A 12,310-nucleotide genomic window follows, 5' to 3' on the forward strand; every position below is an offset into this window, starting at 1 on the left:
CGGGTGTTTTACCGGCCGCCTGTCGTCACTGGCGTTGGGCCCGCTGGTATTCATAAAGCGATGGAACCGCGTCTAGCGCTTTGCCGGTGCCTTCGATATAGGGCTGCGGGGTGTAGCGCACATCAAGGGGCCGGTTGGCGTGAAGGCCGATGATGCGCTCCCCTGGCCCCTCCAGTCCGCTGGTGATGGTCACCGCCGCATCTGGCGGTACGCTGTCGGGTATGATCAGTCTGGCGTTCCACACCGTGTTGTAAAGACCGTGACCCGGCTTCCAGTAAGAAGCCCCGCCCCCAACCCACAGGCGATAACGCCATTCCCCCTGCTTTTCAGCAGGGTCGATCCACATGCTGATCTGGTCGAACAGGTTCTGATGATTTGACCCGCTATGCTGATCAATCACCGCATCCCGTTTCACCTGCGCGCGCAGGAAAACAGCGCGGGTAGACCGTGTATTGACCGACAACGGATGAATGACCGGATTTTCGACGGTCAGGTTCTCGACCAGAACATTATGCGTTGCCCCGACATGGACCGAATAGTGGGCCCGCCGATCACCGGAGGTCACAATGTCCTTGATTGTGAGGCTGGCAGCATTGTCGGTCAGGATGCCGCTATCCGATTTGTCGATCGTCAGGTTCTGTATCCAACCGTCAAATACGCCGGTCATATAGATGCCGTTATACCCTTGTTCCAGGTGATGCCCGAAAGACGGGCTTTCCGGAAACTGCAGGCGGAGATTCTGGATGCCGACCCGGGTCAGATGGTCCCACCGGCTAAGGACTGCCGGCTGGTCAGCGCGGACATCATGCAGCAGCGGGTCGCCCAGCGTCACCCGCTTGCCGCGGATCGCGACAATTCTTGTCGACTGCGCCACGACGGCACGGTCGGGCGAGGTCCAGTGATGCGAGCCGATGGGCAGGTCTGTATCACCATAAAGTGACTTCAGGATGGGGCTGTCCTTGCCGGCCGTGGCGAACCATTCTACCCGCAGAACACCGCCTACCGTAAGGCGCGAAGTATCATCCACGGTCACTATACGGTCGAATTGCTTGCCAGCGATCCCTTTCGCCAGCGTCTGGTCCCGTCGGTCTAAGGCCGGGTCATACGAGGCGGGACGTGTCCGGTCCGGCCCCACAAAGATCATACCGCCGGCCCAGCTATATTCTGAAAACAGGTAGTTGATATTGTGTTCGGGCTGTACCTCGTACTTTTTCTCACGAACCAGATATTGGCGTAACTCATGGAAATCCTGGCTGTCGTCGATCATCTTCAATGGGCGGGGAAAGTATAGTTCGCTTCCCCCCGGCCCGTCACCCGCACCATCCATCACAAAATCGGACCGCGTGATGCGGAGGACCTCTGTGATCTGGGTGCGCCCTTTAGGAAAACGCAGGGTAACCTTACCGTTGACGGCATTGGCAGCCTGCTGCGCTCGCAGGACCGCCTTGGTATCGTCCAGGCCATCATCGGGCACTGCCCCATAGGTGGTCACGTCAATGATGGTTCCAGGATCCGACGGGATGACCCCCAGACCGAACTCGTAACCGGCATAGGAAAAATCAGGCAGCGGATGGGCCGCCCGCACTGCCTTGTCCGACAGGATCTTCGGCAGGTCTGCGGCCTGGGCGGTCAGGGTCGTCGCTGACAGCACAAGGGATAGCCAGAGGCGCATCATGTCTTGGTTCCCCAAAAGATGAACAATGCGGGCCCGGTCTGACAAAGGCCGGGCCCGCACGGATCAGAATTTCGCCCGAACCCCTGCGGAGAAGCGGCGTTCCGAAAGGGCATAGCTGTTCAGGGCCGTTTCGTTGAAATTGCTGTATTCTGATGTCGCCGACTTCTTGGGCAGCAGGTTCTGCGCCTGCAGGGAAACCGAGATCTCTTTGGTCAACTGGTACCCGACCTGCGCATCCAGTTGCGAGCGCGCGCCGATAAAGCTGGGCCGACCTTCGGAGAACTCAAAGACAGCCTCATCACGGTAATTATACGCAAGCCGGGCGGAGAATTCGCCCTTTTCGTAAAGGCCGATCAGGTTGTAGCTGTTCTTGGAAACCGCGACGAGCGGAAACCCGGCATTATCTTCGCTGTCCGAATAGGTATAGTTGGCGATAAGGCCCAGACCATCGAATGGCGACGGTAGAAAATCCATGAACTGCTGGATACCGATCTCAAACCCTTTGATCTTGGCACTCGCCAGATTCTCTGGGCGAGAGAAGACCAGTTCACGGCCTTGCGGATCAAGGTTGGTATCCACACCGGTGGTCACAAAACTGGCGATAAAATCATCGACATCCTTGTAGAAAACCGCACCGGAAATCAGCGAACTCTTGCCGCGGTAATACTCAAAGCTTACATCCCCCTGCGTGGACACTGGAGGCTTCAACTGTGCATTGCCACCGGTGACCGACAGGTTTGTCGCATTGAAGAAGCTCGATGGCGCCAGATCTGCGATCGATGCACGTTGCATCGTCTGTGACGCGCCAACACGGACCAGGAAGTCATCGGTAACATTAAACGCAATGTTGGCACTGGGAAGAACATTCGTATAGCTGTTTTTGTCAGTGACCAGGGTGCTGGTGGTTCCGACATTCAGGAAGGTATCCATTGACAGTCGCGTTCGCGCTACCCGCACGCCAGCATTGGCCCGGAAGGGAATATCCCCGACTTCTCCCTCACCCGACACCATCAGATAGCCGCCCAGCGTTCTTTCGGAAAAATCGTAATCGCGCTGGCTGTTCGGCAGCAGGGTAGAGCGGTCATTCGGATTTGGGTTTGGCTGTGCCGCCTGCGCGCGGGTGAACACATAATCGAATGTTGGCGCCGTAGAGAGGAAGGTCCGCGGGAAAGATCCCGGAATGTCCGGTAGGAACTTCCTGGCATCGATCACGGTCAGATAAGGTTCGATCTCCGCCCGTGTGGGCGTCACTTGGCTGCGATAGGCATTGGACCGTGCCCCCAGATCAGTATAGCGGAAGCCACCGGCAAGGGTCAGGCCGCTCTCCAATTCGTAGCTGACATCCAGTTTACCGGTCCATTCGTCCAACACACCGAGGAGCCGGTTCGACCGGACACCATTGCCAGCAGGATTGTAGGAGGCATAGTTGGCGGGATTGAAGGTCCCGCCCAAGGTCAGCGATGGCACAGTCTGATCGCGGAAATCAAACGCTCCCGGTACGGCGGCAGTGGCCTGCAAAGTGATGATCTGGATGGTCTGATCTATGGTGCCGCGACTATAATAGCCGTCAGCTTCGACATTCAGGCCGTCATCCGCATATTTTGCGTTCAGCCCGTAGAGGTAGCTTTCCGTCGGTTCGTTGCGGATTTGTCCGGCCGTGGTGACCGTGCCGTTGGCATTCCCAGCCACTACCATGTTGTTTTCCGTCACGCGGTTCGTGACAGGATTACTGCCGGTGGGTAAACGGAAACTGAAAAAGTCCTGATGTCGGCCGGTCACCAGTTTTGAATACAGGGCGTCAGCCGTCAGGGTCAGTTCCGGCGTCGCTTCGAACTGGATGGCGCCATTCACACCCGTGCGTGAACGGTCGACGACAAAACTTTCGTACTGCAGCAATGCCGGTGTTTGATTCACACCAGCATTCGTGCCGGTATAGGTCCTGTTCAGGAAATTGTTGCGCTCAAAAGCCTGGGTGGTGGAGGTACGCTTCTGATACTCCCCAGCCAACATCACACCAATACGGCCGTCGGCGAACTTGGTGGTACCAAAGCCAGTGAAGGCCGGCTCCACCTTGTCCGTGACCTGGGAATAAACACCCTGTGTCTGGAAGGTGAAGGTAGGTTCCTTGAAGCTGAGAGGCTTGGGTGTGGTCAGGTTGACGGTGCCGCCCAGGCCGCCTTCAACCTGTGACGCCAGTGGCGTTTTGTAGACGGCCAGCTTGCCAAACAGGCTGGAGGGCACACTGTCCAGGCCCGACGACCGCCCCAGTTGGTCATTTTCCGGCGGTGACAGGCGGGCAGACCAGCCCAGCAACGTACGTCCATCGACTTCCACGCGTACCTGCTGAAGGCCTCGAACCGAGACAGACTGGCCTTCACCAAAGACACGGGTGATCTGCACCCCCGTAACCCGTTGCAGCGCCTCTGCGACATTGATGTCCGGCAACTTGCCCACGTCACTGGCCGTGATGACATCCATCACCTGCGGGGCATCCCGCTTGATATCGACCGCCTGTTCCAATGACGCGCGCAGACCGGTGACGATGATTTCATCAAGAACCGGTTGTTCCGACGCCTCACTCTGTGCCAATGCCGGTGACATGGTCAGCACGGCTAGCGATACGCCGCCGGCAAAAATGCTTGCACCCCGAACAGCCCAACTGGCCATAACCTATCCCTCCCACATGCGCGGCACCCTCCCGCTTTGGCGTGAAGCGGTGCCGTCTTTTCTTGGCTGATCTTTCCCCCAGGGCCGACGGGTTCGGAATGAACCCGGACAGGACAGGGTCTGACGGTACCGGTCCGGCCAATGGGGAAGCGATGGGGATATGATGCGTCCGGCCAGGCCGGCTGTCAACAAATTCGTATGACAACTTTGGCATGACCAGAAACTTACATCTTCAGGCGATCGGTGGGTTTGTGGGAAGGTAATCTGGGCGCATCGCGCCCACTTGTCTGATAAATACGGCGAGTGGTGATCCTCGGGGCCTATTGCGCTGACACTGTAAAATCCACCGGCTCGGCGGCAGCATGGCTGTCCCATGCGACGCGGTCCGTAAAGCCGCCCCTCCCACGGCTCCACGCGGAACCGGAATAGTAGACAAAGGCCTGGCCCGGTGTGACCCGCAACAGGACGAGGTGATTGTCGGCATCCTGCCGGACATCCACAATCATCGCCGGGTCCACCCGCACCGCCACCGCCATGCGTCCGCGCAGCGGATCATCCGGACCCCACCAGGAGATCAGGCCCTTGTCCCGCATAACCGTCAACTCCCCCCCATTGCCTGTTGTCTTCTTGCCAATGCCGATGCCAACGATCAGCGGTTCTGGACGGTCGGATGACAAGGTCGAAACCATGCGGGTGAAATGGCTGCCCAAAGGCAGGGTGAAACGCCGCGTTTCCCAGACTTTGCGATCGAGATCAACTGGCCAGGGGGCATAGTCCACCTCAAATTCGGCGCGGTCCGGGCCATTTTTTAAGATGCGATGAGCCCGAAAATTCCGCGATGTCCATAGCTTGTTATCCTGCCAAATGCCCAGTCCACCGGCGCCCCGCCCCTGACCAACATTGTAGAAATCCAACCCTTCACCCAGGTCGTTATGATAGTCGCGGGTGCGCAACTGACGATCCATAAAGGGCCAGACCACTTTTTTGCCCCAGCTATCGATCCCGGACCCGGAAGGGGGCTCTGCGGCCTCCAGCGCGTGGCCATAGATACGGTGGGCGGTCCGGTCGTTCTCCCACATCAGGTCGTCATACCGGTAATCCGCCAGGGTCACCCGGGCCTGCGGGCTGCGGTCCGCCTGAACAGGCAATTGCGCCTTCGGCACCGGTTCCTGCGAAACCGCCGGCGCGGTTACGAAACAACAAATGGTCAGGACAGTCAGGGCGATAATGTAGGGATGATACATATGACAACCTCCCGAAAATCGGTTGCGGACTGGTCGACCATTGACATGATTGATGTTACGATAGGGGTAGCGGACAATGATTGATATGACAAGCAGGGGCGCTGTGGCGCATGTGATAACGATGGGCACAAACAGTGACGAACTGGCACGCACAACGTCCCTGACGGATGACCTTTTCATCAAACTGGAGGCCAGGATCCGGTCGGGTGACTGGGCACCGGGTACACGCCTGCCTACACAGAAGGAAATTGCCGAGACTGAAAATGTCAGCCGCACGGTCGTGCGTGAGGCGGTCGCCCGCTTGATGGCCCAGGGCCTTGCCACGTCCCGTCAGGGATCGGGGATGTTTGTAGCGGATACCGCCGAATACCGGGCCTTTCAGATTACCCGGGACGAGGTGAATGAGTTGGCCGACATTGTAAAGTTGCTGGAGATGCGCCTGGGTGTGGAGACAGAAATGGCCGGTCTGGCAGCGGCGCGACGCACCACCGCTGATATCGGCGCCATCCAGGACGCGCTTCAGGCCATGCATGATCTGCAAAACGATCCGGTGGCCGCAGCCAAGGCGGACACCGCCTTTCATATGTGCATCGCCCGCGCCACCCAGAATGATTATTACGCTCGCTTTGTGGAGTTCCTGGGCCTGCGCCTTGTCCCGCCGCGCAATCTTTATCTGCGCGATCAGCCCGCGGAAGCTCACCGCGCCTATGCCGCGAAGGTTCATGGGGAACATGAGGCCATCCTGGAGGCCATTGTGCGTATGGACCCTCAGCGCGCCCGGGACGCTGCCCGCCACCATATGCAGGAAAGCCTGACCCGTCATTCAATGTTGAGCGCCGGTGCGCGCGGCAAGGGACGCGGGGAGGCCAAACCGTGAGTGCCGCAATGACTGGCACCAGCCCCGGATGATGGCGGCGGTGCTGCTGGCGTCCGTTCCATTCACCTTCATCTTGATTGATCGATCGCCCAAGGATCTCGCATGAAGAAGCCGACAGCCCTTGCCATCATGTTGCTGGCCCTGCCCTTGTTGCTCCCGCCTGTCACAGCGGTGGCAGCAGAAGCGGCCCAGGCGCCTGCCGCCAAGGCCGCGATTGATACAGGTGTGGCGCTCGCCCGCTGGCAGTTGGCGCGGATGAACGATACCAGCCTTATACCCCGTGCGACAGCCGGCACCCGTAACCCGCGCGGGTGGGAACAGGCGGTTTTCTGGATCGGGATGACAGAACTGGCGGAGGCGGGGGCACCGGTGGACATCAAGAAAGCCATCCTGGACCTTGGTGCTGCCAATGCCTGGAAACCGGCTGACCGTCCCTATCATGCCGATGATCATGCTATCGCCCAGGCCTATCTCTGGGCCGCAAAGCACGGGGCTGGACCCGGTGCCATCGAACCCACAAGAAGGGTTTTCGATCATGTCCTGGCCAATCCAGCACGGGTGAACTTGGCCTTCTATGTGCCGCCAACAGGATACAATGATGCCGAATGTCTGACCCGCTGGTGCTGGTGTGATGCCCTTTTTATGTCGCCACCGGCTTTCTTGGAAATGGCACGCCAGACCGGGGATGATCGCTATCGCGCATTTGCGCTACGGGAATTCTGGGCGACAACGGACTTCCTTTATGACCCGGCAGAAAGCCTTTACTACCGCGACAGTCGTTTCTTTGAACGCCGTGACGAAAAGCAGCGCAAAATGTTCTGGAGCCGGGGGAATGGTTGGGTCCTGGCTGGTCTCGCCCGAATCATCCCGCTTCTGGAACCGGGCAGTGACGACCGGTTACGTATTGAGGCCCTGTTCAAGGAAATGGCCCGCAAGATCAAGGTCACACAGAAACCGGACGGCTATTGGCCCCCGTCTTTGCTGGCACCGGAAAATTCGCCTCCCGAGTCCAGCGGTACGGCGTTCTACACTTACGCCATTGCCTGGGGGGTGCAGCAGGGGTTGCTGGAACGGCGAGAATATGAACCGGTTGCACGGCGCGGCTGGGCCGCATTGACCCTGTCGCTGCAGCCGGATGGCCGGCTGGGCTGGGTACAGCAGGTCAGCGACCGGCCGGAGCAGGTGGAGCCTCAGGACACGCAATATTATGGTGTAGGGGCATTTCTTCTGGCCGCTGCCGCAATGTCACGGCTCTGACGCGGTCCCGCACTGCCTGACGGAAACAGAAAGGGTCCAATTACTCCCCGGTCAGGGACAAGGGCCCTTCCTGCGCATCAATCAGTGGGTCCGGTCGCGAGAACAGGGTCAGTTTGTCACGATCCAGGATCAGCAGCCGGCTGCCCTGGACCAAAAGACCATGGTCACGCAACGTGGAAAAAGCGCGGGAGAGGTTTTCCGCTGTCATGCCCAACCGTGATGCCAGAGTGCGCTTGTCAAAAGGTAGCTGCACCTCATCAGCAGGCCCCGCCATGCCGAGGACGTAGCATCCTAAACGCTGCACACCCGTACGTAGCTTCAAATCCTTGATCTGCCGGACAAGGCGCCGAAAATACTGGGCCAGTTCCGCCATCACCGGGGCAGACAGGTCAGGATCGGCCGCCACCGTCGCCCGGAATGTTGCAGCATCCAGCAGCAGCACCCGCGACGGCAGCAGCGTCCGCGCTGACATCAGATAGGGCGCACCGGTCAAGGCTGCGGCCAGGATGAAACTGTCGACCGGGAACAGGGTTTCGACCACAGCCTCAGTACCGGCCTGATCGCGCGCAAACAGCTCAACGCCGCCTTCCAGCAGCACCATCAGGAAATCCGCCCGTTCCCCTTCCTGAAATAACAGGGTGCCACGCGGGTAACGCTGCAAGGACCCATGCCGTGTCAGAGAGTCTAATTGTGCCGGCGTCACCCTGGCAAACATGGGCAAACTGCGCACAAGGGTCAGGTCGTCTTGCTTGATCATGGAAGCTGGCCTGCGCACAAACCAAGGATAGCCCCTGTCAACAGGCGACAGCGATAGCTTGGCATATCGCTTGGTAAGTGATCAGGCCGGACCCCGTCAACACCTGCCGCACCCAACGGCAAGATGCAGAGGGTTGCAGACGGTGAAGGCGGGACCGCACTGATGAAAACAGGGCCTTGGCACAAGCCGGTACCAGGGCCGCTCATCGACGAACATGGTCAGGCCGGCATGTGGCCTTCACTGTTGGCCAAGTACCAGCGGGCCAATTCCTCGCGGGTCGGCCACCAGACATCGTCCAGGCTCTTTGCATATTCCAAAAACTCCCGCAGCCCCCGGATGCGATAGGCACGCCCCGTGACATGCGGGTGCAGGCCGACATTCATCAACCGCGCCGTCTTCGCCCCTTCCTGACGAAGGACCGACAATTCCTCAATCAACGTGTCACGGAAGGCATCCGTCGTCAGGTTACGCCGGGTCAACAACGTGAAATCGTTGATTTCGTTGGAATAGGGTACTGACACCAGCGGCCCGTTTTCCGTGCGCAACGGAAAGGGCTGATCATCATTCATGATGTCGCAATAGAACAGGAAACCCTGTTCGGCCAGGATGCCCGCTGTATTCAAGGTGCCGCGCAGGGACGAGGATAGCCAGCCCAGAGGCCGGCGGCCCACATGCCGCTCATACATCTCAATCGAGCGCAGGATGATGTCGCGCTCCTTGGCCGGTTCCTTGGCGAAATTGGTCAGCAGCTCGCCCTGTTCGTAATTATGGGCCAGCAGTTCCCAACCGCGCTCCAGGCAAGCATCAACCATGGCCTTGCGCCGTTCAAAGGTGACGGCGTTGGTGGTGCAGCTTGCCTTGACGCCCATTTCATCGAACAGGTCGTACAGCCGCCAGATGCCCACCCGCTGCCCGTATTCACGCCACGTAAAATTGGGAAAGTCGGGCGTATCGCCAGGCAGAACATCCGGCAGGATAGCCGGGCCGCCGGCATAGTACGGCTTGTCCGTATCCTTGGTCAGGTCCCAGGTTTCCAGGTTGAAGGTCAGGATCAGCGCGACCTTCTTGCCATCGGGCCAGCGCAGGGGACCACGGTGGGGCAGCGGCACGTAATCATAGGAGAGCATGGCTCAGAATTCCTCCAGCAGGCGGCCGAAGCCGTAGACCTTGTCCTGGATGCCGTTGGCGCGCAGCGCGTGCCAGTAGGTGGCGGTATTGATGGCGATCACCGGCTTGCCAAGCCACATTTCGGCGGCCGCCGCAAGCCTGACCATCGACAAGTTGGTGCCGACCTGCAGGATCGCGTCGACATCATCGCCATCCAGTTGCTTGAGAACCTCACGCAAACGGCTGGTACCGACCCGCGCGATAGAAGTCCAGGACGGGCATTGCAGCGGTACGTCGCGCACCGTCTCATACCCGTAATCTGAAAGGAAATTGCGGACCTGCTCATTGGCGACCGGAAAATAGGGCGACACAAAGGCCACCTTTTTCACCCCGCCATAGGCGGCGATGGCGGCGGCCAGCGATTCTGAGCCGGTTGAGAGATAAAGTCCGCTAATCTCCCGGATCTGTCGACGGAACCTGGCCGCTCCTTCTGCACCGCCATAGAAGGTGATGGCTGACATGCCCATCACCAGATAGTCCGGATCGCAGGTCATCACCGCCTTCACGGCATCGACCGTGTTGTCGGCAATGGCTTGCGTTCCCGCCAGAAACGTCTCGTTGCTGATGGCCTGGGCGTTGGAAACAATGATCCGGCTGTAATGGTTGGTCACACCGGCGGGGCGCATATCATCATAGTCGGGCTGAACCGTGGTGTTGGTGCTGGGCCCCAGCACGCCGAACACTTTACGCCAGCCGCGGCTGTCCTTGCCGTCACTCTGCATGGTCTATCCCCTGTCTGCGGATAAGCATCAGTCAATGGCGGCTGCGTCGGCCAGGCTCTGGAACATCGCCTGACGCAGCAGAAACTGCCGTCGCTTCTCCGGATCGTTGCGGATGGCCAGCATCTCGTCACGGCGCTTTTCCTGCGCCGAGACATGGCCTTCCTTCATCATTTCCATGGTCTGGATGGTCTGCGCCTGGACAAAGCTGCGGGCCGCACCCCGGCGCTGACGGCTAAACTGATCCAGCGTGCCCTGATCCTCGCCATCCTTGATGACGGCGGTCAGGCGCTGACACAGGTTGAAGGCATCATGGATACCGCTGTTCATGCCGAACCCCCCCAACGGATTGTTCAAATGGGCGCTGTCACCAACCAGGAAAGCCCGGCCTTTCCGGAAACTGTCCGCCACCCGCTGATGCATGCGATAGATGGTGCGGTGATGGGTTTTGACCCCGGTTTTGCCGATCAGCCGTTGGAACACGCGGTCGCGGTTCTCATCCGACACCAGATCAGCATCCGAACTTTCCGCCGTGGCGGGCAACAGGATGCGCCAAACCGACGGCACACGCAGCAGGACCAGCCACTCTTCGGGGTCGGCGACATAATTCACATGCGCCAGATTCGGAAAATAATCTTCCAGCGGCTCTGCCGTGGACAGGCACAGGAACTTCTCGGGGTAGGTAAATCCCTCGAACCCGATACCCAGCCACTTACGAACTGCGGAATTGGCGCCATCGGCCCCAATCAACCAGTCGGCCCGCACCTTTTCAATGGCAAAGGGCGTCTCATAGGCCAGATCCACGCCCGTCTCGTCCTGATTGACATAGACAAGGCGGCTTCCGAATTTGACGGTAGCCTTGGGATGGCCCTCCAGTTTCTCTGCCAGGGCACGGGCCAGATGATACTGTTCGCATTGCAGACGGTAAGGATAACGCGTCGTGCCAACCAATTCGCCCAGGTCGAATTCGACGATCTGACCCGTGCGGCGGTCACGGTAATGATAGATCGGTGCCTTAAGGCCTTTCTCCAGCAGGAAGGGCGTGATCTCCAAACTGTCCAGCATTTCCAGGGTCGGCGGATGGAAGGTCGAAGCACGCAGGTCCTGGGCACAGTCGGCACCGGCTTCCAGCACCAGAACATCAATACCCTGGCGGGCCAGATAATAGGCCGCAACCGTGCCAACCGGGCCGGCGCCGGCGATCACCACCTGCGTTCGGATCATGGGAAATGCCTTTCTGTTTATGCGGGTGGGGATGTTACTTGGTGGCTTTTTGCAGATAGGCGATCAAAGCATCCCGGTCGGCCTTCTCCGGCAGACCGATAAAGGCCATGGTTGTGCCGCTGATCAGCGTGGTCGGGTGCTTCAGCCAGACATCCAGCGTCTTCTCATCCCAGACGACGCCGCTGTTGCGCAGGGCGTCGGAATACTTAAACCCTTCGATATGACCGGCCGGCTTACCCCAGAACCCATGCAGGTTGGGGCCAACTTTGTGGGGCTTGCCTGCTGCCACCTCATGACAGGTGCGGCACCGCAGGAACAGACGCTCACCCTTATCCGGCGCAGCCTGGGCGAGAGCCGTCGGAGCATGCAACGTCACAACCAGGGCCATGATGGCAGGAATCAGGGTGCGCGCCGAAAGGCGGCTATAGTTCTTTCCGACAAATGCCATGACTGTTCATGCCTCCATACCGCACCATTATTTGGAACCCCACCAATCAAAGCGGGCGATCCGCATGTTGGTATTTGGGCGCATGGCGCATGGCGCGTCGATACGGGCGGACCATTCTGGCCACAGGGTGGATAAAACAACCGCTCATCCTGTCAGGGGCGCGGGGAATACCCCTATGATCAATCTGCGACCGGCGGTTCACCGCATCGCGAGCACTGAGTTCCCGAACACTGACCGCGGCGCCGATCCTTCGACACCGCGGTCTTTTTCGTTGG

At 59.3% G+C, this 12,310-nt stretch carries 10 protein-coding genes; 2 read left to right on the forward strand and 8 right to left on the reverse strand.

The genetic code is table 11. The features are described 5' to 3' along the window. Positions 1 to 25: 25 nt before the first annotated feature. The 3 genes from CHU95_RS20770 to CHU95_RS20780 all read right to left on the reverse strand — a co-directional run bounded on the left by CHU95_RS20770 (position 26) and on the right by CHU95_RS20780 (position 5,586). Entirely contained in the window at positions 26 to 1,675 is a 1,650-nt protein-coding gene (locus CHU95_RS20770; RefSeq protein WP_094458262.1) for a hypothetical protein, read from the reverse strand. A gap of 63 nt (positions 1,676 to 1,738) precedes the next feature. Then, a complete protein-coding gene (locus tag CHU95_RS20775) occupies positions 1,739 to 4,342 on the reverse strand; it encodes a TonB-dependent receptor (RefSeq protein WP_094458263.1) in 2,604 nt (867 codons plus the stop codon). 320 nt (positions 4,343 to 4,662) lie between these two features. After that, entirely contained in the window at positions 4,663 to 5,586 is a 924-nt protein-coding gene (locus CHU95_RS20780; RefSeq protein ID WP_094458264.1) for a DUF4861 family protein, read from the reverse strand. A gap of 121 nt (positions 5,587 to 5,707) precedes the next feature. Between CHU95_RS20780 and CHU95_RS20785 the strand changes: the two genes are divergently transcribed. Beyond that, positions 5,708 to 6,463, forward strand: a complete 756-nt coding sequence (locus CHU95_RS20785) for a FadR/GntR family transcriptional regulator (RefSeq protein ID WP_094458265.1) — start codon at positions 5,708 to 5,710, stop codon at positions 6,461 to 6,463. Between the two features lie 102 nt (positions 6,464 to 6,565). Further along, a complete protein-coding gene (locus CHU95_RS20790) occupies positions 6,566 to 7,720 on the forward strand; it encodes a glycoside hydrolase family 88/105 protein (protein WP_207762569.1) in 1,155 nt (384 codons plus the stop codon). Positions 7,721 to 7,760: 40 nt separating this feature from the next. Here CHU95_RS20790 and CHU95_RS20795 read toward each other — a convergent pair whose 3' ends face one another. From CHU95_RS20795 to CHU95_RS20815, 5 genes are all read right to left on the reverse strand, one after another. Next, positions 7,761 to 8,477, reverse strand: a complete 717-nt coding sequence (locus tag CHU95_RS20795; protein ID WP_094458266.1) for a cyclic nucleotide-binding domain-containing protein — start codon at positions 8,475 to 8,477, stop codon at positions 7,761 to 7,763. Between the two features lie 218 nt (positions 8,478 to 8,695). Beyond that, complete coding sequence (locus CHU95_RS20800; protein ID WP_094458267.1) at positions 8,696 to 9,604, reverse strand: polysaccharide deacetylase family protein; 909 nt, start codon at positions 9,602 to 9,604, stop codon at positions 8,696 to 8,698. Between the two features lie 3 nt (positions 9,605 to 9,607). Then, a complete protein-coding gene (locus tag CHU95_RS20805) occupies positions 9,608 to 10,366 on the reverse strand; it encodes a maleate cis-trans isomerase family protein (protein ID WP_094458268.1) in 759 nt (252 codons plus the stop codon). Positions 10,367 to 10,393: 27 nt separating this feature from the next. Beyond that, positions 10,394 to 11,587 carry an FAD-dependent oxidoreductase gene (locus tag CHU95_RS20810; RefSeq protein ID WP_094458269.1) on the reverse strand — a complete coding sequence of 398 codons (1,194 nt, stop codon included), beginning with the start codon at positions 11,585 to 11,587 and terminating at the stop codon, positions 10,394 to 10,396. Between the two features lie 34 nt (positions 11,588 to 11,621). Continuing rightward, positions 11,622 to 12,035 carry a c-type cytochrome gene (locus CHU95_RS20815; RefSeq protein WP_207762570.1) on the reverse strand — a complete coding sequence of 138 codons (414 nt, stop codon included), beginning with the start codon at positions 12,033 to 12,035 and terminating at the stop codon, positions 11,622 to 11,624. Between the last annotated feature and the right edge of the window lie 275 nt (positions 12,036 to 12,310).

It is taken from the genome of Niveispirillum lacus (assembly GCF_002251795.1).
Lineage (GTDB): Bacteria > Pseudomonadota > Alphaproteobacteria > Azospirillales > Azospirillaceae > Niveispirillum > Niveispirillum lacus.